Genomic DNA, 20,983 nt, shown 5'->3' on the forward strand with positions numbered 1-20,983 from the left:
CGGCACGTTCGTGACCGTCCTAGTGAGGGCGGACGCCGGGTGGGAGGGCCGCGGATGCCGAGGGGTGGCTGTGGGCGGCCTGAAGGAACCTGGCGGCGCCGCGGACGGCGGCGGTGTGCGGGGCCGGGACGATGCGCAGCCGCGCCTCGAGGCGCGTGGTGAGGGGGTGGGTGAGGTCGGGGCGCAGGGCTCCCCCGCCGGCCAGGAGCAGGCCGCGCCGCAGGGCTTCGGCGGTGAGCGAGGTGCGGTCGTGGCGGCGCAGCGCGGTCAGCATCGCGACCACCGCCTCGACGAGTTGCTCGGGCGTGTGCGTCACGTCGAGGTCGCTGGTGCCCACGGCCGTGCGGTGCGCGTCGGTGACCGCGCCGTCGCACAGCAGGACCACCTCGGTGAGATGGGCGCCGATGTCCACCACCACCAGGGGCCGGGACAGGTCCGCGTCGGCGGTCAGGGCGATGCTCCGGGCGCTGGGCACGGTCAGGACGGTGCGCGGCCGAAGCACCTCGACGGCGGCGCGGGCCCGGGTGCGGTAGGCGACGCCGTCCAGGACCGGGGTGTTGACGATGACCATGGGCCGGGTGCAGCGGGGCAACCGGTGAACGAGCAGACGCTGCAGCATCCGGGAACACCCCGGAACGTCGATGATGGTCCCGCGCTGCACGGGGTGGACCGCGCCGGTACCGGGGAAGGTGACGGTGGGCACGTCAACGACCCTGCCCTTGCCGGCGAGCCAGACGCGGGTGCGGGCGCTGCCCATGTCCAGCGCGATGCCGCAGCAGTGCCGGCACAAGGGCCACGGCCGGTGACGGGCGGCGTGACCGGACAGGTCGTGTGCGTCGGTCATGACTGTGCCTCCTTGACCTGCTGGCAGCGGGCGCAGTAGCGGGCCTGCGGCACGATCATGAGCCGTTCCCGTTCGACCGGGCGCCGGCACAGGTGGCAGGCGCCGTAGGAACCCTCGTTCATGCGGACGAGAGCTGCTTCGACGTCGGTCAGGACCATGCGGGCGGAGGCGGCGAGTTTGACGCGGACCTCGATCTGCGCGGCGGCCCGCTGCCGGATCCGGTCCTCCGCCCGGGAGGTGACCGCTCCGGCGAGCAGGCGCAGTTGCTCCTGGCGGAACAGGCGCTGCTCGTGGAGATTCTCGCGCAGCGCCGCGAGGTCCTCGGCCGACAGATGCGTCGTGCTCTCGTCGATGGTCTGGTGGTTCACCACGTCACCCCTTTGCGGCAGGGCGTAGGAGGTCGGTACGGGAGGGTCAGGCCGTGCGGCGCTGGCAGGCGACGCAGTGGCGGGTGTAGGGCAGGATCTCGAGCCGCTCCGCGGGTACGGGCTTCGCGCAGCCCACGCAGATTCCGTAGGTGCCGTCGGCGATACGGGCGAAGGCTTCCTCGATCTCTGCGAGGACCCGTTCCATCGCGGTCTTCTGCGCGGACACCAGATGGTCGTCCGTGCCGCGCTCGGTCTCGTCGAGGGCACGCAGCTGGGCCAGCCGGGAGGTGCGGGCGTGTTCCAGGCGCCGGCGGGCCTCGCGGGGGTGGGGTTCGGTCCGGGTGACATCGAGTGACATGGTCGGTCTCCTTCTCGGCGGCGTACGGCGGCGTGCGGCGGGTGCGCGGTGACGCCGGTCGGTCATACGCGGCGGGCGGCCCGGCGGCGTTGCCGGGCCGCCCGTCCGCTGTCGGGTGGTCGTGTGTTCCCCAGCCTGGCCGGGCGCGCGGCGGATACCCATCGGGCGCGGGCCCCATGTGCACCGGGTCGAGGGACCCATGCGGCCGCGCCATGGGTGGTGCGTGCCCGGGGAAATGGGGGCCAGGTCCCATGGACGGGGGCGCGGTGAGGGGACAGCCTGAACGCAGGCTTGCTCAAGTTGCCCGGGCCGCGAACGCCGTGGGCTCCGCGATGGCCGACAGTGGAGGTGAGACCGAGCTCGTAGAAGGGGAGGCGCAGGGACGGTGTCCTTGTTCTGGCGGATCTTCGCCCTCAACGCGGTGGTGCTGGGCACGGCCACGGCCCTGCTGCTGTGGGCTCCGGTGACCGTCTCCGTGCCGGTGCTCCTGACCGAGGCGGTCATCCTGGTCGGCGGCCTGGCCGTCATGCTCGTCGCGAACGCCGCGCTACTGCGGCTCGGTCTGGCCCCGCTGGACCGGCTCACCAAGCTGATGACCACCGTGGACCTGCTGCGTCCCGGCCAGCGCCTGCCCGCTTCCGGCGGGGGCGGTGTCGCCGAGGTGATCCGCACGTTCAACGCCATGCTGGAGCGGCTGGAGCAGGAGAGGGTCGCCAGCAGTGCCCGGGCCCTGCTGGCCCAGGAGGCGGAACGCCGGCGCATCGCCCAGGAACTGCACGACGAGGTCGGCCAGAGCATGACCGCGATCCTGCTGGGGCTCAAGCGCTCCGCGGACGACGCGCCGGAGCCGCTGCGCGAGGAGCTGCAGGAGTTGCAGGAGATCACCCGGGAGAGCCTCGACGAGGTCCGTCGTCTGGTGCGCCGGCTACGGCCCGGTGTGCTGGACGATCTGGGCCTGGTGAGCGCGCTGACCTCGCTCAGCGAGGACTTCGCCACGCACACCAGGCTGTTGGTCACGCGCCGCTTCGACGCCGACCTGCCCGCTCTGACGCCGGAAACGGAGCTCGTCCTCTACCGCGTCGCCCAGGAGTCGCTGACCAACGTCGCCCGCCACGCCGACGCCGGGCGGGTCACCGTCGCCCTGCGCCGCGCCGACGACAGCGTGGTGCTGACGGTGACCGACGACGGCAGTGGCATCGAGGCACCCCGCGAAGGCGCCGGCATCCGCGGCATGCGCGAGCGGGCCCTGCTCGTCGAAGGCAGCCTGGAGATCACCCCGGCACCGCACACCGGCACCCGCGTCCAGCTCACCGCGCCCGTCGCAAGGAAGCAGCCCTGACCATGTCCGACACGACCACGACCGCCCCGACGCCCCCGAGCACGATCCGCATCCTGCTCGCCGACGACCACGCGCTGGTCCGGCGCGGTGTGCGGCTCATCCTCGACCAGCAGCCGGACCTCGAAGTGGTCGCCGAGGCCGGTGACGGGGCCGAGGCCATCGAACTGGCCCGCACCAGCGAGGTCGACCTGGCCGTGCTCGACATCGCCATGCCGCGCCTGACCGGACTGCAGGCAGCCCGCGAACTGGCCGCCCTCAAGCCGGGGCTGCGGATCCTGATGCTCACCATGCACGACAACGAGCAGTACTTCTTCCAGGCTCTCAAGGCCGGCGCGAGCGGGTACGTGCTGAAGTCCGTGGCCGACCGGGACCTGGTCGCCGCCTGCCGGGCCGCGATGCGGGACGAGCCCTTCCTGTACCCCGGCGCGGTCACCGCCCTGATCCGGAACTACCTCGACCGGGCCCGCCACGGGGACGAGACGCCCGATCAGATCCTCACCCCCCGCGAGGAGGAGGTTCTCAAGCTGGTCGCCGAGGGCCACTCGTCCAAGGAGATCGCGGACCTGCTGTTCATCAGCATCAAGACCGTCCAGCGCCACCGCGCCAACCTGCTGCAGAAGCTCGGCCTGCGCGACCGCCTCGACCTGACCCGCTACGCCATCCGCGCCGGGCTGATCGAGCCCTGACCCGCCCGGCGGGCCCGGTCCGCACGCCACGACGAGAGAGGGGGGGGAAGGTGCGCCACACCGTGCATGCGGCGTCCGTCGGCGGCACCACCCGGCACCACTCCCCCGTCGGTGCGGTGCTGGCCGTCCTCCTCCTGGCGGTGCTGACCACACTCGGCATCGCCGCTCCGCGGCTCGGCACATCGGGCACGGGAGTGGCCGGCACACCCGTGGCCGCGGACCTCCACCGGTACGACGGGACGCGCGCCGACGACGGATGCGACGCCGTCTGCGTCGTCCGGGCGGTCACCCGTCACGAGCAGCCGCACGGCGAGCACCCGGCACCGCGCGGACACCTCGGCACCTGCGGCCGGAGCGCGGACACCACGCCGTTCCGGCTTCCGAGCCCGTGCGAGGCTCCGACCGAGCAGGTGCCCTCCTCGCAGCCGCACACGGCGCAGGACCGGGGGCGGGCTCCCCCGGTGTTCTCCGGCACCTGACGCCCCCTTCCCTTCACTCAACCCGCCCCGCAGCGGCCCACGACGGCCGCCGCTGTGGCGTGCCTGCCGGAGGCTCCCGTTGAACCGTTCCCTGCGAGTGAGGGCGCTGCTCGCCCTCGCCGTGCTCGCCCTGTCCGCGTACGTCGCCGCCACCGTGCCGATCCGGCTGGGACTGGACCTGCGCGGCGGGACACAGATCGTGCTCGAAACCCGCTCCACCCCCACCGCCGACGCCGACGGCGCGACCACCGACCGCACCCTGGAGGTGCTGCGCGGCCGCATCGACGCGCTCGGCGTCGCCGAACCCACCCTGGTGCGCTCCGGCGACCACCGGATCGTCGTCGAACTGCCCGGTGTACAGGACCCGAAGAAGGCCGCCGCCGTCCTGGGCCGTACCGCGCAGCTCACCTTCCACCCCGTGCTCGGCGCCGCGGACGAAGCCGACGACACCTCCCGGGTGCTGCCGAAACGGCCCCGGGAACGCGTCCTGCCCGACGAGTCCGGCACGCCGCTGCGCCTCGGGCCCGCCTCCCTGACCGGCGAGGACGTCAAGGAGGCCGCCGCCCGGTTCGACCAGCGGGGCGGTGCCGGATGGCACGTCACCGTCGGTTTCGAAGGTACCGGCCGCGCCGGCTGGGCCGACCTGACGGGTGAGGCCGCCTGCCATGCGCCGGGCGCCCCCGCACGGCGGGTCGCCATCGTCCTCGACGACAAGGTCATCTCCTCCCCGCAGGTCGCCCCGTCCCTCACCTGCGGGACCGGCATCCGCGACGGCGCCACCCAGATCACGGGCTCCTTCAGCCCCGAGGAAGCCCGAGAACTCTCGCTGCTCATCAACGGCGGCGCCCTGCCCGTGCCCGTCGAGACCGTCGAGCAGCGCACCGTCGGCCCCACCCTCGGCGCGCAGGCCATCTCCGCCAGTGCCTGGGCGGCGGCCATCGGCACCGCGCTGACCTCGCTGTTCATCATCGTCGTCTACCGGCTGATGGGCGGCCTGGCCGCCTTGGCCCTGGCCTGCTACGGCCTGCTCTCCTACGCCGCCCTGGCCGCCCTCGGCGCCACGCTGACGCTGCCGGGCCTGGCCGGTTTCGTGCTGGCCATCGGCATGGCGGTCGACGCCAACGTGCTGGTCTTCGAACGGGCGCGTGAGGAGTACGCCGTCCGCCGCCGGCCCAGCATCCGCTCCTCGCTCGCGGCCGGCTTCCGCAACGCCTTCAGCGCCATCGCCGACTCCAACCTCACCACGCTGATCGCGGCCGCCCTGCTGTTCTCCCTCGCGTCCGGGCCCGTGCGCGGCTTCGGCGTCACCCTCGGCATCGGGGTGCTCGCCTCCATGTTCAGCGCCCTGGTCATCAGCCGGGTGCTCGCCGAGTTCGCCGCAAGCCGCCCGGGCGTGCGCCGCCGCCCCCGTCTCACCGGCATCGCCACCATCGGCGCGGTCCGTGAGCGCCTCACTCGTCGCGATCCGCTCCTGACGCGCCGCCCGCGCCGCTGGCTGGTCACCTCCGCGGCGGTGCTCGCGCTGGCCGGTTCGGGCATCGTCGTGCGCGGAGTCGACCTCGGTGTGGAGTTCACCGGGGGCCGCCTCATCGAATACACCACCAGCGCCCCCGTCGACCCCGGCCGGGCCCGTACCGCGCTCGCCGACGCCGGGTTCCCCCGGGCGGTCGTACAGTCCTCCGGCGAGACGGGTCTGACGGTGCGTACGGATCGGCTGTCCGACGCCGAGGAGGACGAGGTCACCGGTGCGCTGCGCGACCTGGACGGCCGGGCGGACAAGGTCCGCGACGAACTGATCGGTCCCAGCCTCGGCAAGGAACTGCGCCAAGGTGCCCTGATCGCGCTGGCGGTGGCGCTCGGCGCGCAGTTCGTCTACCTCGCGGCACGCTTCCGCTGGATGCTGGGCTCCGCCGCGGTCGTCGCCCTGCTCCACGACGTGGTCGTCCTGCTCGGGGTCTTCGCCTGGCTCGGCAAGCCGGTGGACGGGGTGTTCCTGGCAGCCCTGCTCACCGTCATCGGCTACTCCGTCAACGACTCCGTCGTCCTCTTCGACCGGGTCCGGGAACTGACCCGGCGGGGTGCCGGGTCGCCGTTCGCCGGCACCGTCAACCAGGCGATCCTGCAGACCCTGCCCCGCACGGTGAACACCGGCATGGGCGCGGCGTTCATGCTCACCGCCCTCGCCGTGCTGGGCGGTTCCTCGCTCACGGACTTCGCCCTGGCCCTGCTGATCGGCCTCGCCGTCGGGACGTACTCCTCGGTGTTCACCGCGGCCCCGGTCGCGATCCGGCTGCACCAGCGCTTCCGTCCCGGAGAGCCGTCTCGGGAGGGCGGGGCGGTCACGAAGTGAGACGGTCCAGCGCGGCCAGGACCGGGGCGACACCGTCCTCCCCGGCCAGGTCGCGCGCCACCTCCCGGGCGCGCATGCGGTGGTGAGGGTCGACGGTGGCGCGGCGCAGGGCGGGGGCGAGGGCGCCGGCGGTCAGGCGCCGCAGGGGGACGGCCTCCGGGGCCGTCCCCAGGGCGACCAGGCGCGCCGCCCAGAAGAAGCCGTCGAACTGCACGGGCACCGGAATCGTGGGCACCCCCGCGCGCAGGACGGCGGCGGTGGTGCCGGCTCCGGCGTGGTGGACCACGGCGGCCGTGCGGGGGAACAGCACGGCGTGCGGCACGTCGCCCACGGTGATCACGTCATCGTCGCCGCCGCGGGCGGCGAGGCCCGCCCACCCCTGCTGGATGACGCCGCGCAGTCCCGCCGTCCGCAGCGCGCGCACGATCTCGGCGCTGACGTGCTCGGGGTCCGGCACCGTCGCACTGCCCAGTCCGACGAACACCGGCGGCGGCCCGGCGGCCAGGAACTCCTCCAGTTCGCCGGGCAGTGCGCGGGTGTCGTGCGGCCACCAGTACCCGGCGATCTCCAGCCCGGGGCGCCAGTCCTTGGGGCGGGACACCACCTGTTCGCTGAATCCGTGCAGCACGGGCCAGTTCGCCCGCTCGTGGGCCCGGCGGCTCGCGGAGGGGCCGCGCAGCGTCATGCCGTGCCGGGTGCGCAGCCGGTGCACGGCCTGGGTGAAGATTCGGTCGACGGCGGAGATGACGGCCCGTCCGCCCAGGTGGTTGCCCATGGTGCCGAGCGAGCGTCCGCCGAGCATGGGGGCGCCGAACTCGCGAGTCGGGTGCTGGGGTTGCAGGAACAGGCCCAGGCTGGGCAGGTTCAGCCCCTCCGCGATGGCGCGGCCCAGGGGCGCCACGGCTCCGGCGGCCAGGACGATGTCCGCGCCGCGGGCCGCCTGCACCAGGGCGTCGGTCATCTCCTCGGCCGCGGAGCGGGCCATCGACGCCGCGCGCAGCAGTTTGCCCAGGCCTGTGGTGCTGGCGTGCAGGTCGCGGCCCTGGTCGGAGTGGGACACGGCGTGCGGGTCGACCGGGGTCGGGTGGAAGCGCACCCCCGAGCCGGCGGTCAGGGGCTCGAACAGGGCGTGGGTCGCCAGCGTGACCTCGTGCCCGCCGCGCGCCAGCCCGGCGCCCAGCCCGGTGTACGGCGCGACGTCGCCGCGCGAACCCGCCGTCATGATCACCACGCGCATGGGTCCCAGTGTGGACCGGCCGGGCGGCGGACACACGGCGCACGGCCGCACATGGACGAAAATCGCCGGTGCGAGGGTCCTCCGGCCGGATCCGACCGCTCCGGGCCGGAGTCCGCCACGCGAGCAGGCGGGTGACGGCCTGGCACAGTCCGGCGGTGAGTGGCCGGTCGGCCGTCCCGGAAGCCTCGGGGCCGGGTCCTCCACCACAGCGTGGTGGAGGACCCGGCTCCCGGTGCGGCGGTGGATCAGGAGGACTGGGCGCTCTGGTACAGGTTCTGCGCGTCCGTGCCGAAGTACGGCCCGTACATGGCGTTCGGCAGGAAGTTGTACTTGAAGCTGTTCACCGAGGACTGCAGGCCGGTCCCCGTGGCCTCGCTGAACTGGGTGAACCAGGGGCCTCCGCTGGCGCCGCCGGTCATGTTGCAGGTCAGACCGTGGTCCTGGGACAGCAGGAAGTCACGGGTGGTGGTGCCGCTGCAGTAGATGAACTTCTCGCCGTCGTAGGGGGCGGCGGCCGGGAAGCCGAAGGAGTACATCGCCTTGGTGTAGCCGGTGTTGAAGGCCAGGCCCTGACCACCGACGACGTCGGTCAGCTTCTGCCCGTCCAGCGGGGCGACCACGGCCGCGCCGATGTCGTAGTTGATGTCCTCACTGGCCGTCCACTGCGGCGTGGAGAGGGTCTTGGACGCGGTCCAGGTGCCGTACGGGCGCTGCCCGTCGTGATAGCCGGGCACGAAGACCCAGTTGGTGTGCCAGGCGCCCTCCAGCTTCACGCAGTGGCCCGCGGTGATCACCGTGCTCTTGTTGGCGCTGGTGACGGCGTTGCCGGAGCAGGACGCGGTGCGGCCCTGGTAGCTGAAGAAGACCCGCCCCGCGGTCTTGGTGACCGCTCCCCCGCCGGACCAGGGGCCGCCGCCGTACGGGAAGGCCAGGGGGCCCGTGGCGGACGTCGGCGCGCTGGGGGCCACGACCGCCGCCTCACCCGTGCGAAGCGCCGGTGTCCGTACGTCGGAGCGGTCGACGGTCAGGAGGTCGAGCGGGGTGGCCTCGCGCATCCGCTGCGGGGTCCAGAAGGCCAGGGCGCGTTCCCGCGCCGAGGGGGTCATGACGCCGGGGTCCGGTGCGGCGCTCGCCGGTGCGGCGGTGACGCCGGTGGCCAGGAGCGCGGCGACGCCGGCGAGCGCGCCGAGGACGGACCGGCGGACGCGGGTGTCGCCACCGGTTGGGCGGGTGCTGCGGGGTTTGCCCATCACGCGGTCTCCTTCTGCTGTGGGGGCCGGGTGGCGGGAAGCCCGTCCACCCGGTCAGGCAGGGGTCTCACTGCGGACAGTCAGGAGGCAGCGTGCCATCGGAAGACCGATATGGACAGGTGCATGTCATGACGTTGGCCGAAAGTTCACGCCCTCTCCGCGTGGGGCGGGGCATGCGGGCACAGAAGAACCCGGCCTCACGAAGGAGGCCGGGTTCGAGGTGCGGCTGGTGTCAGAGGATGGGGCCGGGGCCGCTGGGGCCGCCCGGCTGGACGCGGCCGCGCCATGCGCCGGATTCGACTCCGCGCTCCTCGATGTACTGCTTGAAGCGATTCATGTCGCCCTTCACCCGGCGGTCGATCGCACCCATCGTGTCGGCGGCCTTCTCCACGGCTCCGCTGGGCTCGATTTCCATCACGAGCTCCACCCTGGTGTGGGTGTCGTCCAGGCGCTCGAAGCGGACGGAACCCCTCTGGTGGGTGTCCCCGCTGGTCGTGCGCCATGTGACCCGCTCGTCGGCCAGCTGGTCGACGATCTCGGTGTCGAACTCACGCCGTACCCCGCCGACCTTGGTGGTCCAGTGATTGTGGCGGTCGTCCAGTTGCCTGACCTCCTCGACGCCCTCCATGAAGTTCGGGAACTCCTCGAACTGCGTCCACTGGTTGTAGGCGGTATGGACGGGAACGTCGACTTCCACGGTTTCCTTGATGGTGCTCATCTGCATGCCTCCGTATTCACTGATCGACTGCGGGAGGCCCCTCGGCCCACACAGGTCCGGGCCTGTGGAGGACGAGTACCCGGGAAGCCCCGGTTGCCACATCGGAGGCGATCAGACGGTGGTCCGGGCCGTTTCCGAGCGAAAACCGTGGCCGACCTCGGGGGCCAGGCCGTGATAGTGGCGGAAGTTGTAGATGAGCGGGCTCCAGGCGGCGGGGTCGATGTGCCGGGTGCCGGGGACGACGACGCGCTCCGCGGCGTGGACGCGCAGCACCTCGCACTCGACGGTGACGAAGAGGCCCGCGCCGCCCGGGGTCAGCGCACGGGCCCGGGCCTCCAGCTGCAAGGCGCACTCGGCGACCCGCGGGGGCCTCACCAGGTCGGAGGCGGCCGGGGTGAGCCCGGCCGCGGCGAACTTGTCCCGCTCATGCCGGTAGACCGGCTGCTTGGCTTCCGGCACGGGGTCCGCCCCTGTCAGCGGTGCGAGGCGTTCCACGTGTTCCCACAGCTCGGGCGAGGCGACGTTGATCACGAGTTCCGGGCGTTCCGCGAGATTGCGCACGGTGTGGCTCTCGCTGCCGAGCCCCAGGACGAGGTGCTGCCCCAGGGCCCACGCGGAGGATATGGGGGCGAGGTTGCAGGTGCCGTCGGCGTTCTCGGTGGTCAGCAGGACCACGGGCGTGCCGAAGTAGAGAATGCTCGGCCGGATCACGAGGTGGGTGCGGGACGTCATGACCCGGGACGCTACGGGCGGGACGCTTCGACGCCCGCCGAAGCGTCGACCGGCGAGGCTGGGCCGGTGGCCGGTGTCGGGGCCCGCGAGGAGAGCGGTCCGGCCGCCCCCGAGCCTGCCGGTATCAGAACCGGTCGTGCTGCTGCGGCTGCCCGTACGCCTGGCCGCTCGGGCCGTTCGTGCTCTGGGTCTGCAGGTGATCCGCCTGCTCCTTGGTCACCTTCTGTTCCGCGCCGCAGAAGGTGCATTGCGTCAGGTACTTCGTCGAGATCGGGAACAGCGGAACGAAGAACAGGGTGAACTTCGTGAGGCGCTTCCTGAGCGTGTGGGCGGCGGGGTTTCCACACTGGCCGCACACCAGCGTCAGTATCGCCAGCTGGTACAGGTATCCCTTGGTGCCGAAGATGATCACGTGTCGGTCCTTCCCGGTCGGATCTTCACCCAGTGTCCTGTATCGCGGGCATGTCGGGCGCGCGGACCCCTCGTTCGTGTGGAGAGCCCGGCGGCGACTGGTCCACTCGGGTGACGGCGGACCGGGTGCCGTCAGGTGCGCCGATACGGTTCCGCGGTGACCTCGATCTCACCCGAAACGCAGTCCGTGTCCCCCGACGACCTGGGTTCTCTCGTCGTCCAGTCCTGGCGGGGCACGACCCCCGACGGGAACGACGTCCCCTATCTGCTGGCCTGCTCCCTCGGAGACGGGGCGAACGGTCCGGAGGGCACTGCGAAGGCCATCGAGCAGTTGCTGCTCGGCGCCGGGCTCCCCCTGGGCGAGGGCCTCGTCCACGCGGCCCAGCGGCCCAGTATGCCGGTGAGCCTGCTCGTCGTGCCCGGGTCGGCCGTCCTCACCGTGCAGCACCTCAAGTCCCAGTTCGTTCCGCCGCAGACCTGGCTGGAGACGGTCGGCGAGCTCGGCTTCGCCTACCTCATCTTCGCCACCCGGCCGTGGCCGGAGGGCGCCGAGCCCGGTGACGCCGAGGCGCTCGCCGCCTTCACCTCGGACGAGGACGCGATGGCCTCCGCGGCGCATGTCGTCCTGCCCGCCCGCAGCCTGCGCGGCTGACGGGCGACAGGAACAGCCCGGGCCCCGTGCGGTGGCCCGGGCTGTGGTGTGTCCGCGGTCAGGCCGACAGGGCCGCCAGCACGACGGACTTGGCCTCCTCCTGGACCCGGCCGAGGTGGTCGGGGCCGAGGAACGACTCGGCGTAGATCTTGTAGACGTCCTCGGTGCCCGAGGGACGGGCCGCGAACCAGGCGTTGTCCGTGGTCACCTTGATGCCGCCGATGGCCGCGCCGTTGCCGGGGGCCTCGGTGAGCACCGCCGTGACCGCGTCTCCGGCCAGGGTGTCCGCGCTGACCTGGGCCGGAGAGAGCTTGGCCAGGAGGGCCTTCTCCTCGCGGGTCGCGGGGGCGTCGATGCGGGCGTACGCCGGTTCGCCGAAGCGGGCGGTCAGCGCCGCGTAGTGCTCGGAGGGGGTCTTCCCGGTGACCGCCGTGATCTCGGAGGCGAGCAGCGCCAGGAGGATGCCGTCCTTGTCGGTGGTCCACACGGAGCCGTCCCGGCGCAGGAAGGACGCCCCGGCGGACTCCTCGCCGCCGAAGCCGATGGTGCCGCCGGCCAGTCCGTCCACGAACCACTTGAAGCCGACGGGCACCTCGACCAGCTCGCGGCCCAGGTCGGAGGCGACCCGGTCGATCATGGCGGAGGAGACCAGCGTCTTGCCGATGCCGGTGGTGGCCGGCCAGCGGTCGCGGTGGGCGTACAGGTAGGAGATGGCGACGGCCAGGTAGTGGTTGGGGTTCATCAGGCCCGCGTCCGGGGTGACGATGCCGTGCCGGTCGGCGTCGGCGTCGTTGCCGGTGGAGATCTGGAAGCGGTCGCGCTGCTCGATGAGCGAGGCCATCGCGTACGGCGACGAGCAGTCCATGCGGATCTTGCCGTCCCAGTCCAGCGTCATGAACCGCCAGGTGGGGTCGGTGTGCGGGTTGACCACGGTCAGGTCGAGGCCGTGCTGTTCGGCGATGCGGCCCCAGTAGGCGACCGACGCCCCGCCGAGGGGGTCGGCGCCGATCCGGATACCGGCGGAGCGGATCGCGTCCAGGTCGAGCACGTCGGGCAGGTCGGCGACGTAGGTGCCGAGGAAGTCGTATCGGCCGGTGGTGGGTGCGGCGAGGGCGCGGGCGTAGGAGACGCGTCGTACGTCCTTCAGGCCGCCCCTGATGATCTCGTTCGCCCGGTCCTGGATCCAGGAGGTCGCGTCGGAGGCGGCGGGGCCTCCGCTGGGCGGGTTGTACTTGAACCCGCCGTCGGCGGGCGGGTTGTGGGAGGGCGTGACGACGACGCCGTCCGCGAGGCCGGTGGTGCGGCCGCGGTTGTGGGCGAGGATGGCGTGCGAGACGGCCGGGGTGGGCGTGTAGCCGTCCGCGTCGTCGATCAGCACGCTCACCTCGTTGGCGGCGAACACCTCGAGGGCGGTCACCCGCGCGGGCTCCGAGAGAGCGTGGGTGTCGGCACCCAGGAAGAGCGGGCCGTCGATGCCCTGGCGGGCGCGGTACTCGCAGATGGCCTGGCTGGTCGCGGCGATGTGGTCGTCGTTGAACGCGGCCGCCAGGGACGATCCGCGGTGTCCGGAGGTCCCGAACGTGACGCGCTGCCCCGGGTCGTCCAGGTCGGGCCGGCGCGCGTAGTACGCGGTGACCAGCCGAGCGACATCGACGAGATCCTCGGGTCCGGCCGGACTTCCCGCTCGCTCGTGCTGCATGGGCCCGCTCCTCCGCATGGGTTGATCCTTCGCTTGCGGTCTCATCCTTCCTCTTCACGGCGGTGACGCGCGAGGGGGGCACCCCGGTGAGGGACGGATGTGCGCCAGGCCATGCGGATGGGAGCGGCTCGGAGCACGAGGAAGGCGGCGCTACGGGCCACCGGAACACCCGGTGGCGCGTCGCGCCGCCTGCTCCCTCGTGCCGGCACGTCCATCGCGCCGGCCGTGCTCAGATCCGCCCGCCGGTCAGGCGGGTGAGCGGGCCGTGCGCGCCGCGTTCCGCGCGGCGTCCGACGGCGTAGGACGCCGCGCTCAGAGCGGTCAGGCCGGCTCCGACGCCCGCGGCCACCAGCTTGCGGTGGGCGATGACCGTCCAGGCCGTCTTCGCCGTGGTCGCGACGTGACCCGAGGCCGTGACGACCGCCTGGCGGCCGGCCTCGACGCCCTTGGCCGCGGTCTGTGCGGCCGTCTTCGCCGTCTCGGCGGAGCGCTCCGCGCCGGACTTGGCAGCTGACGCCGCCTCACCGGCCTTGCCCGCGGCGCCCTTCGCCGCCTGGGACGCGGGCGCGGTGGCCTTGTCCGCCGTGCGGCGGGCCTTGGACTGCGCGGTCCGTACGGTGGTCGCCTTCTGATTCGTGCGCTTGTTCTCTTCAGTCATGGACACCGACTTGCCTCTGACTCCGGCCGCAAACACATTCGGTCGCGCGCCGAACGGGCAGCGGCGTGCCTGAGCACGTCGTCGGCAGGGTAGGCGCACTACAGGCAAGCGACAGAGCGACAGGAAGGAAGGTGCGTCATGGCCGGAATGCTGGACCGCATCAAGCAGTTCGCCCGGAGTCCGCAGGGACGGCGGGCCGTGGACCAGGCGCGGCGGGCCGCGGCCGACCCCCGAAAGCGGGCCCAGGCCCAGCGCCTGCTCGGCAAGCTCAGGGGCCGCCACTGACCGTGACGCCGGTTTCTCCCCGGTGTCCAACTCCTCGGCCCCACAGGTGTGTTCATGCCCAGCTTGGGCACTTGGGTCGCATCACACACCTGAGAGGAGCTGGTTCGATGGGCAGGGCGGGGAACGGCAGGCGGGTCTGCGCCTTAGGCGTCGCCGGGGTTCTGGCGGGGACGGTGCTGGTGGGCTGCGGCGACGACGGCGACTCGGGCGACGGCACGCGAGGCACCTCGGCGGATGCGAGCGCCGGCACCCGGGAGCAGGGCACGCGGGCGGTGCGTTCGGCCTACGACAGGACGGCCGAGGAGGACACCGCCAAGGTGAAGCTGCGGGTGCAGACCTCGGCCCGGGGCGCCTCGGAGACCGCGAACGGGCAGGGCGCGGTGGACCTGGACGACGGCGACAGCGTCATGACCCTCACGATGCAGGGGCAGCGGATCGAGCAACGCGTGATCGACCAGGTCCTCTACCAGAAGATGCCCAAGGGCCAGGCGCCGGGCGGCAAGCCCTGGATCAAGATCGACCTGGGGAAGGTCGCCGCACGGCAGGGCGCCGGCGACCGGTCCATGAGCGATCCGGCGCAGTCGGCGGCGTACGCCAAGGCGATCACCGACAAGGACGTGACCGAGAAGGGCTCGGCGACGGTCAACGGGGTGAAGACCACGCACTACCGCGTCACCGTCGACGTCGCCGAGCTTCCCGACGGCGACACCCTGCGTAAGCAGGTCGGCCCGACCCTGCCGATGGATGTGTGGCTGGACGACGAGGGCCGGATGCGCCGTCAGCAGATCGACATGACCGTCAAGGCCCCGAAGGCGTCGCAGCGGTCCTCCTCCGGCGCCTCGTCCGCGCCCGAGAAGGTCACGGTGCGCACGGTCATGGACTTCACCGAGTTCGGCACCGAGGTGGAGGCGGACGCGCCGCCGGCCGGGCAGGTCACCGACATGACCGGCAAGGCGCTGGAGCAGGGCAAGGGGCGGAGCTGACCCCCGAGGTCACCTCACCGCACGGCCGCGGAGACGTCGTACGAGGTCGTCCGCGGCCTCCGGCCACTCGGGACGCGCGAAGGCGAACCCCGCTTCGAGCAGGCGGCCGGGGACGACGCGGCGGCTCTTCAGCAGCAGTTCGGTGTCCGAGCGCAGGACGAACGCGCCGATCTCCGCCATCCAGCGCGCCGCGGGCAGGCCCACCGGGACGCGCCCCGCGGCGCGCAGGGAGCGCATGAAGGCGCGTTGCGGGAGGGGCTCGGGGGCGGCGAGATTGACCGGGCCCTCGATGTCGTCCCGGGCGACGAGGAACTCGACGGCCCGGGCGAAGTCCCGGTCGTGGATCCAGGACATGTACTGGGCGCCGCCGCCGACCGGGCCGCCGAGGCCGAGCCGGGCCAGTCGCAGCAGGACGTCGAAGACGCCGCCGCGGTCCGGGCTCATCTTGAACGCGTTCAAACATGATGGAGAGGCAGGCCTTAACCTGCGCAGATGCGCCATCGGGCAAGATGGGGCGCATGAGCGTAGTCAAGATCAACGTGCTGACCGTGCCCGCCGAGCAGCGAGAGACGCTGGAGAAGCGGTTCGCCTCCCGTGCGCACGCCGTGGAGAACTCCGACGGGTTCGAGTGGTTCGAGCTGCTCCGCCCGGTGGAGGGCACCGACACCTATCTCGTCTACACGCGCTGGCGCGATGAGGAGTCCTTCCAGGCCTGGATGGAGGGGCCGATGAAGAGCGCGCACCAGGGCGGCGGCGAGGGCGAACGGCCGAAGCCCGCGGCGAGCGGTTCCATGCTGTGGTCCTTCGAGGTGGTGCAGCAGGCCGCGCCGAAGGAGGCCTGACCTACGGCGCGACGCAGGAGGTCCCCCATGCCGCATGGTGTGGGGGACCTCCTGCGTGACGAACCCGGCGGGGCCCAGGCGCGCCCGGAACGCGCGTGCGTGACGAACCCGGCGGGACTCAGGCGCACCCGGAACGCGCGTGCGTGACGAACCCGGCGGGACTCAGGCGCACCCGGAACGCGCGTGCGTGACGAACCCGGCGGGGCTCAGGCGCACCCGGAACGCGCGTGCGTGACGAACCTGTCGGCGCTCAGGTGCGCCCGGAACGCGTGGGTACGGCGGTGCGGCCGACCGCGGCGGCCAGCTTGCGCAGCCGGCGCCAGTCGAGACGCGGGGGCGCCTCGGGGACACCGGGACGGTTTCGGGGCACCCTGACGCGCAGGGCGCGGCGCGCGACGCGGCAGTGGACGGGGGCGGGCATGGTGAGCGCCTCCCCGTCGAGGCCGACTTCCAGCTGCGGTTCGTCGGCGTCGACGACGACGTGCTGGGCGGTGAGCACGGTGAGCCCCTCCGGGCGCGGGGACAGCAGGAGTTCGGCGGCTTCCACGGCACTGTCCACGCGAACGGCGAGCACGCCCAGCCGCCCGGAGTTGAGCCGCTCGCGCCGGCCGAAGCCGAAGGGGTCGTCCATGCGGTAGGCGTTGTTGCTGACCAGGATCGCCTGCGGGTCGGCGACGGTGGTGCCGTCGGCGGTGGCCGTCAGACGCGGGCCGCTCTGCCGGGTGAGCAGGTCGGGCAGGCGTTCCAGGGCCGCCCCCACCTTGTCCTCGCGATAACCGGGGCTCTGGACGACGGCCCCGTACACGCCGAACGAGGCGTTGTTGACGAACGGGCGGTCGGCGGCGAACCCGAGGTCGACACGGAGTTCCACGCCGTCGGTGAGGGCGTCGAGACAGGTGGCGGGGTCGTCCCGGTCCAGGCCCAGGTCCATGGCGAAGTGGTTGCGCGTACCGGCGGCGATGACGAGGAACGGCAGGCCGTGCTCCGCGGCGACGGCGGCGACCAGGGCCTGGGTGCCGTCACCGCCCGCGACGCCCAGGAGGTCGGCTCCGTCGGCCACGGCCGCCTTGGCCAGGGCGGTGACGTCCTGCTGCTGGTCCGGGTCGAGCAGAACGACCCGGGCGCCCAGCGACTCCGCCTTCTCCCGCAGGTTGAACTTCTCGACCTTGCCGCCGCCGGAGCGCGGGTTGAGCAGCAGGAAGGGACGCAGCGGCGGCGGCGTGCGGTACTCCTTGACCCGGACCGTCCGCAGGCCCGTGCTGCGCAGGGCGTAGCGGCCGCTCCAGACCGCCCCGCACCACAGGAGCAGGGAGACGAAGACCACCCAGAGCAGATTCGCGGTGGCGAAGAGGGTGATGAGGCCGACGGGCGCGACGACGGCCAGCGCGGCCGACGCGATGCGGACCACTCCCCGCCGGGACAGCACCCACCAGAGCGCTGCCGCGGTCAGAGCGAGTCCCGCGAGGCCCGCCACGAGCAGGAGCAGCCCTCGCAGGCCGCCGGAGACGAGCGGCAGCAACGCCGCCAGCGCGGCAGCGGCCAGGGCGCCCCGGGCGGCCCACCTCTGCCGGCGGTGAAACCGCTCGTCCATCGCCGATCCCATCTCGTCCTCCGCTCGAAGGCCGGCGCGGGCGGACGCCCGCGGACCGTGCCCCGCCGTGACCATGGTGCCCGCCGACGCGTCGGCTCTGCCACCACCATCCTGGATGGCTCCCCCCGCCGCCGGGCCCGTCAGACGTGAAGATCCCTCCGGGCGGAGCCATCGGTAGCGTACGCGGCCCCGTCGGCGCGGTTCCGCGCACCGGGGCACATCCGCACGCCTCCTCACCCCACCTGACCGCAAGCGCTCTTGACCTGGTGAGTCTCATTACGCAACTCTGTGGGCACAGTCCCTGTCGACGAGGAGGCCGGCACGCGATGGAGTGGACGGGCGCGCGGTACGCGGACCAACCGACGGTCGAGGTGACGACGTGGGTCGCCGCCCCGCCGGGGAGGGTGTGGGCGCTGGTGTCGGATGTGACGCGGATGCCGGAGATGAGCGCGGAGCTGCAGTCGGCGCGGTGGGCCGAGGGTGCGTCCGGGCCGGCCGTGGGGGCCCGGTTCGTCGGCCGGAGCAGGCACGAGCGGTTCGGGGAGTGGGAGACGACGTCCACCGTCGTCGTGTGCGATCCGGAGCGGGAGTTCGCCTGGGCGGTCGGGGACCCGGCCGAACCCAGTGCCGTGTGGCGGTTCGGGCTCGAGCCCCGGGACGGCGGGACCGCGTTGTCGCAGGGGATGCGGATGGGGCCCGGCCGTTCGGGTCTGTCGTTCGCGATCGACGCCATGCCGGAGAAGGAGCAGAAGATCGTGTTCGTGAGGCTGCGGGAGTTCGAGCGGGGCATGACCGCGACGCTGGAGCACATCAGGCAGCGGGCGGAGGCGTGATGCGCGCGGCGACGACCGTCGAGGCGGCGGCCCTCGGCTCCTGGTCCCGGCAGGCCGACTTCGTGATGGAGGCCGAGAAGCTGGGGCTCGACGTCTGCTGGGTGGCCGAGGCCTGGGGTTCGGACGCTCCGTCCGCCCTGGGCTTCTACGCCGCCCGTACGGAGCGGATGCTGCTCGGCTCAGGGGTCATGCAGATCGGCACGCGCACGCCGGTCGCCCTCGCGCAGACGGCGATCACCCTGTCCAACCTGTCCGGCGGCCGGTTCCTGCTGGGGCTCGGCCCGTCCGGGCCGCAGGTGATGGAGGGACTGCACGGGGTGCCGTTCGCCCGTCCCCTGGCGCGGATGCGGGAGACGGTGGAGATCGTGCGGCAGGCCGTCGGAGGCGACAAGATCTCCTACAGCGGCTCGGAGTTCGGCATCCCGCTGCCCGGCGGGGAGGCGGTGCCGATGCGCCTGTCCCTGCGCGCCGAGCATCCCGTGCCCGTCTATCTGGCCGCGCTGTCCCCCGCCATGCTGCGGCTGACCGGCCAGGTCGCGGACGGCTGGCTCGGCACCAGCTTCGTCCCCGAGGGCGCGGCGGAGGCCTACTTCGCTCCCTTGGACGAGGGTCTGGCCGCAGCCGGCCGTGAGCGTGCCGGGTTCGACGTCTGCCAGGGCGCCGAGGTGGCGTTCGCCCGGGACGAGGAGGCGCTGGCCGCCATGGTCGGCGGGCGGAAGAAGGAACTCGCCTTCAGCCTGGGCGGCATGGGCTCCGCGTCGACCAACTTCTACAACCGGGCCTACAGTCGGCAGGGCTGGGCCGATGTCGCGGCCGAGGTGCGCCGGCGCTGGCAGGCCGGCGACCGGGAGGGTGCGGCCGGTCTGGTCACCGACGAGATGGTGCTCGCCACGACGCTCATCGGCACGGAGGAGATGGTCCGGCGGCGCCTGCGCGTCTGGCGCGACGCGGGGGTGGACACGGTCCGCCTCTACCCGGCCGGAGAAACCCTCGACGACCGGCTCGACACCCTCGGCAGGGCGATCCAGCTGGTCCACGAGACCTAGGCGTAGCAACTCGCAGGGTTGTTGACGCGGGGCCTGGCACCGAGGCGAGCGGGTAAGCTCCCCTGCTGATCATCGGCCGACACGATCAACAGGGGGGCTCCGTGCGGGCCATGGCTACCGTGACGACGACCGCGCTCTGCCTGCTGGCGAGCGTGGCCCTGGCCGGGTGCGGGGCCGGCGGCACCGGTGACGACAGGTCCGCCGGCGACATCCTCGACGAGGCCAACGCCAGGATGCGGAAGCTGGATTCCGTCACCGTCGACATCACCAACCGCACCACGAGCAGCGGCACGGTCACCAGCCACCTCGTGACCGACCTGGACGGCCGGTGCCGGTCGAAGACGACTTGGTCCAAGGGCGGCACGTTGGAGCAGATCCGCCTGGACGAGACCGACTACGTCCGTCCGGACCGGGCCTACCTGCAGAAGTGGAAGAACAAGCCGGGCGTCACCGGCGAGCAGAGGCTCTGGGTGAAGACGCCCGTGAAGCAGGCCGCCGCGGGCGGCGACGGACTCACCTCCTGCGAACGGCCCTTCGACTCGTTCGGCACGGCGAAGAAGGGCGACTCCACCCGCGTCGGAGACACCGAGGCCATCGAACTGATCGTCACCGACAAGGCGGACAAGGAAGGGACGTACACCTTCTACGTGGCCCGGGAGGACGAGCCGTATCTGCTGAAGACGGTCTACAAGAGCGCCGCACAGCAGACCACGACGTCGTTCAGCGGTTTCGACGAGCCGCTGAACGTACGGGCGCCGAAGCCGGGTGAGGTGCTGAGCGCGGGCGGCGCCGGCAGCTGACCTGTTCAGGCGGCGGCGAGGAGTTCGCCGACGGCTGCGCGGATGGACTCGTCCGTGACGAAGGAATGCCGGCCGCCGCCGAAGCGCAGGCGTTCCTCCCGGGCGAGCACGTCGCGCAGCGGGCCCGCGGCCCGGTCGGCCGCGCCGCCCATCCTGGTCAGGCAGCGCACGGCGGGAAGCATGGCCGGCAGGCAGGTGCCCTCCTCCAGCGGTCGAACGGCGGCCAGCAGGGGCTCGACCGCGGCTGCCGCGTCGCCGGTGACAGACCAGGGCGGGCGCGGCCGGGACACTGGTGATCACGTCGGCCGCTCCCCCCGGGATGCAAGGGTCGCGGTCGCTCAGCAGCGCGAGCACCTCGGGCAGGGCCCGTTCCCAGGCCGCGTCCCAGGCGGATCCTTCCAGCGAGAGGGGACGGGACCTGGGCCGCCTCTACGGCGAGTACGGCCACCAGATCGAGCACCGTACGTCGGCACGGCACGGCACGTCCGGACGGGTGGTGAGACGGAGCAGGAACAGCGGTGCGGCGGGGCAGATCCATCCGCCCCGGTGGAACAGGAGGTTGAGCAGATCGTCCGCCGCGGACTCGGCCTCGTCGGCCGGTCGCCGCGCGCATCGGCGCAGCAGGTCGGGTACGTCCCCGGCGGACCCGTAGTCGTGTTTCAGCCCTGCCCAGTCGACCTCGTCGAGCCCCTCCCTCATGGCGCGACCCTAACCGGGCCCCGGCCGCGCGACCGCCCGGATTTCCGTACTCTCGCGGCTCGTTGAGCCGAGGCCGGGGCGGGACGCGGGATACTTCCCGGCAGCGCTTTCCGTCGGATTCCC

The 20,983-nt window shown here is 72.7% G+C and carries 24 protein-coding genes and 1 pseudogene; 11 read left to right on the top strand and 14 right to left on the bottom strand.

Going from position 1 to position 20,983, the window contains the following annotated elements; genetic code table 11:
• Nucleotides 1-19 precede the first annotated feature (19 nt).
• Genes QOL88_RS00980 through QOL88_RS00990 form a run of 3 tightly spaced genes read right to left on the bottom strand, consistent with a single transcriptional unit; the run spans nucleotide 20 to nucleotide 1,570 of the window.
• A complete protein-coding gene (locus QOL88_RS00980) occupies nucleotides 20-844 on the bottom strand; it encodes a rod shape-determining protein (RefSeq protein ID WP_097214629.1) in 825 nt (274 codons plus the stop codon).
• A complete protein-coding gene (locus QOL88_RS00985) occupies nucleotides 841-1,215 on the bottom strand; it encodes a TraR/DksA family transcriptional regulator (protein ID WP_097214630.1) in 375 nt (124 codons plus the stop codon). The genes QOL88_RS00980 and QOL88_RS00985 overlap by 4 nt, the downstream gene beginning before the upstream one ends.
• Nucleotides 1,216-1,258: 43 nt before the next feature.
• Entirely contained in the window at nucleotides 1,259-1,570 is a 312-nt protein-coding gene (locus QOL88_RS00990) for a TraR/DksA C4-type zinc finger protein (RefSeq protein ID WP_097214631.1), read from the bottom strand.
• 385 nt (nucleotides 1,571-1,955) lie between these two features.
• Here QOL88_RS00990 and QOL88_RS00995 point away from each other — a divergent pair, with 385 nt between their 5' ends.
• The 4 genes from QOL88_RS00995 to secD all read left to right on the top strand — a co-directional run bounded on the left by QOL88_RS00995 (nucleotide 1,956) and on the right by secD (nucleotide 6,424).
• Nucleotides 1,956-2,909: a HAMP domain-containing sensor histidine kinase gene (locus QOL88_RS00995; RefSeq protein ID WP_097214632.1), complete on the top strand. Its 954-nt coding sequence runs from the start codon at nucleotides 1,956-1,958 to the stop codon at nucleotides 2,907-2,909.
• A gap of 2 nt (nucleotides 2,910-2,911) precedes the next feature.
• Nucleotides 2,912-3,595, top strand: coding sequence for a response regulator (locus QOL88_RS01000; protein ID WP_097214633.1), 684 nt, complete (start codon nucleotides 2,912-2,914; stop codon nucleotides 3,593-3,595).
• 62 nt (nucleotides 3,596-3,657) lie between these two features.
• Entirely contained in the window at nucleotides 3,658-4,074 is a 417-nt protein-coding gene (locus tag QOL88_RS01005; protein ID WP_218892907.1) for a hypothetical protein, read from the top strand.
• A 79-nt stretch (nucleotides 4,075-4,153) separates the two neighbouring features.
• On the top strand, nucleotides 4,154-6,424 hold the full coding sequence (gene secD / locus QOL88_RS01010; RefSeq protein WP_097214635.1) for a protein translocase subunit SecD: 2,271 nt from the start codon (nucleotides 4,154-4,156) through the stop codon (nucleotides 6,422-6,424).
• Here secD and QOL88_RS01015 read toward each other — a convergent pair.
• From QOL88_RS01015 to QOL88_RS01035, 5 genes are all read right to left on the bottom strand, one after another.
• Nucleotides 6,414-7,661: a glycosyltransferase gene (locus QOL88_RS01015; protein ID WP_097214636.1), complete on the bottom strand. Its 1,248-nt coding sequence runs from the start codon at nucleotides 7,659-7,661 to the stop codon at nucleotides 6,414-6,416. The genes secD and QOL88_RS01015 overlap by 11 nt on opposite strands.
• A gap of 245 nt (nucleotides 7,662-7,906) precedes the next feature.
• Nucleotides 7,907-8,911 carry a trypsin-like serine peptidase gene (locus tag QOL88_RS01020; RefSeq protein WP_097214637.1) on the bottom strand — a complete coding sequence of 335 codons (1,005 nt, stop codon included), beginning with the start codon at nucleotides 8,909-8,911 and terminating at the stop codon, nucleotides 7,907-7,909.
• A 232-nt stretch (nucleotides 8,912-9,143) separates the two neighbouring features.
• On the bottom strand, nucleotides 9,144-9,629 hold the full coding sequence (locus QOL88_RS01025; protein WP_097222789.1) for an SRPBCC family protein: 486 nt from the start codon (nucleotides 9,627-9,629) through the stop codon (nucleotides 9,144-9,146).
• A gap of 111 nt (nucleotides 9,630-9,740) precedes the next feature.
• Nucleotides 9,741-10,361, bottom strand: coding sequence for a flavin reductase family protein (locus QOL88_RS01030; protein WP_097214638.1), 621 nt, complete (start codon nucleotides 10,359-10,361; stop codon nucleotides 9,741-9,743).
• A 124-nt stretch (nucleotides 10,362-10,485) separates the two neighbouring features.
• Nucleotides 10,486-10,773 carry a zinc-ribbon domain-containing protein gene (locus QOL88_RS01035; protein ID WP_097214639.1) on the bottom strand — a complete coding sequence of 96 codons (288 nt, stop codon included), beginning with the start codon at nucleotides 10,771-10,773 and terminating at the stop codon, nucleotides 10,486-10,488.
• Nucleotides 10,774-10,929: 156 nt separating this feature from the next.
• On the opposite strand from QOL88_RS01035, the gene QOL88_RS01040 reads away from it, so the two are divergent.
• Nucleotides 10,930-11,424 (top strand): DUF5949 family protein, encoded by a 495-nt coding sequence (locus QOL88_RS01040; RefSeq protein WP_097214640.1) that lies wholly within the window; start codon nucleotides 10,930-10,932, stop codon nucleotides 11,422-11,424.
• A gap of 58 nt (nucleotides 11,425-11,482) precedes the next feature.
• On the opposite strand, the gene pgm is transcribed toward QOL88_RS01040, so the two are convergent.
• Nucleotides 11,483-13,123, bottom strand: coding sequence for a phosphoglucomutase (alpha-D-glucose-1,6-bisphosphate-dependent) (gene pgm, locus QOL88_RS01045; protein ID WP_097214641.1), 1,641 nt, complete (start codon nucleotides 13,121-13,123; stop codon nucleotides 11,483-11,485).
• A 229-nt stretch (nucleotides 13,124-13,352) separates the two neighbouring features.
• Complete coding sequence (locus QOL88_RS01050) at nucleotides 13,353-13,781, bottom strand: hypothetical protein (protein ID WP_179878730.1); 429 nt, start codon at nucleotides 13,779-13,781, stop codon at nucleotides 13,353-13,355.
• Nucleotides 13,782-13,919: 138 nt separating this feature from the next.
• On the opposite strand from QOL88_RS01050, the gene QOL88_RS01055 reads away from it, so the two are divergent.
• A complete protein-coding gene (locus QOL88_RS01055) occupies nucleotides 13,920-14,066 on the top strand; it encodes a hypothetical protein (RefSeq protein WP_179878731.1) in 147 nt (48 codons plus the stop codon).
• 107 nt (nucleotides 14,067-14,173) lie between these two features.
• The gene (locus QOL88_RS01060) at nucleotides 14,174-15,049 is read left to right on the top strand and encodes an SCO4651 family lipoprotein (protein ID WP_097214643.1); all 876 of its coding nucleotides are present in this window, start codon (nucleotides 14,174-14,176) and stop codon (nucleotides 15,047-15,049) included.
• A 9-nt stretch (nucleotides 15,050-15,058) separates the two neighbouring features.
• Here the strand turns inward: QOL88_RS01060 and QOL88_RS01065 are convergent.
• Nucleotides 15,059-15,502: pseudogene (locus QOL88_RS01065) on the bottom strand (DUF1731 domain-containing protein); the annotation flags it as partial.
• Nucleotides 15,503-15,567: 65 nt separating this feature from the next.
• Here QOL88_RS01065 and QOL88_RS01070 point away from each other — a divergent pair.
• Entirely contained in the window at nucleotides 15,568-15,891 is a 324-nt protein-coding gene (locus QOL88_RS01070) for an antibiotic biosynthesis monooxygenase family protein (RefSeq protein ID WP_097214644.1), read from the top strand.
• 250 nt (nucleotides 15,892-16,141) lie between these two features.
• Here the strand turns inward: QOL88_RS01070 and QOL88_RS01075 are convergent, their stop codons facing one another.
• On the bottom strand, nucleotides 16,142-17,494 hold the full coding sequence (locus tag QOL88_RS01075; protein WP_097222790.1) for a diacylglycerol/lipid kinase family protein: 1,353 nt from the start codon (nucleotides 17,492-17,494) through the stop codon (nucleotides 16,142-16,144).
• Nucleotides 17,495-17,808: 314 nt separating this feature from the next.
• Here QOL88_RS01075 and QOL88_RS01080 point away from each other — a divergent pair, with 314 nt between their 5' ends.
• From QOL88_RS01080 to QOL88_RS01090, 3 genes are all read left to right on the top strand, one after another.
• Entirely contained in the window at nucleotides 17,809-18,315 is a 507-nt protein-coding gene (locus tag QOL88_RS01080) for an SRPBCC family protein (protein WP_097214645.1), read from the top strand.
• Complete coding sequence (locus QOL88_RS01085) at nucleotides 18,315-19,361, top strand: LLM class flavin-dependent oxidoreductase (RefSeq protein WP_097214646.1); 1,047 nt, start codon at nucleotides 18,315-18,317, stop codon at nucleotides 19,359-19,361. Before QOL88_RS01080 ends, QOL88_RS01085 begins: the two co-directional genes overlap by 1 nt.
• Nucleotides 19,362-19,471: 110 nt before the next feature.
• Nucleotides 19,472-20,161, top strand: a complete 690-nt coding sequence (locus QOL88_RS01090) for a hypothetical protein (protein WP_097214647.1) — start codon at nucleotides 19,472-19,474, stop codon at nucleotides 20,159-20,161.
• 5 nt (nucleotides 20,162-20,166) lie between these two features.
• On the opposite strand, the gene QOL88_RS01095 is transcribed toward QOL88_RS01090, so the two are convergent.
• Nucleotides 20,167-20,451, bottom strand: a complete 285-nt coding sequence (locus QOL88_RS01095; protein ID WP_097214648.1) for a hypothetical protein — start codon at nucleotides 20,449-20,451, stop codon at nucleotides 20,167-20,169.
• 139 nt (nucleotides 20,452-20,590) lie between these two features.
• The gene (locus QOL88_RS01100) at nucleotides 20,591-20,860 is read right to left on the bottom strand and encodes a hypothetical protein (RefSeq protein WP_097214649.1); all 270 of its coding nucleotides are present in this window, start codon (nucleotides 20,858-20,860) and stop codon (nucleotides 20,591-20,593) included.
• Between the last annotated feature and the right edge of the window lie 123 nt (nucleotides 20,861-20,983).

Origin of the sequence: Streptomyces sp. Ag82_O1-12, assembly GCF_900182715.1 — a bacterium.
Lineage (GTDB): Bacteria > Actinomycetota > Actinomycetes > Streptomycetales > Streptomycetaceae > Streptomyces > Streptomyces massasporeus.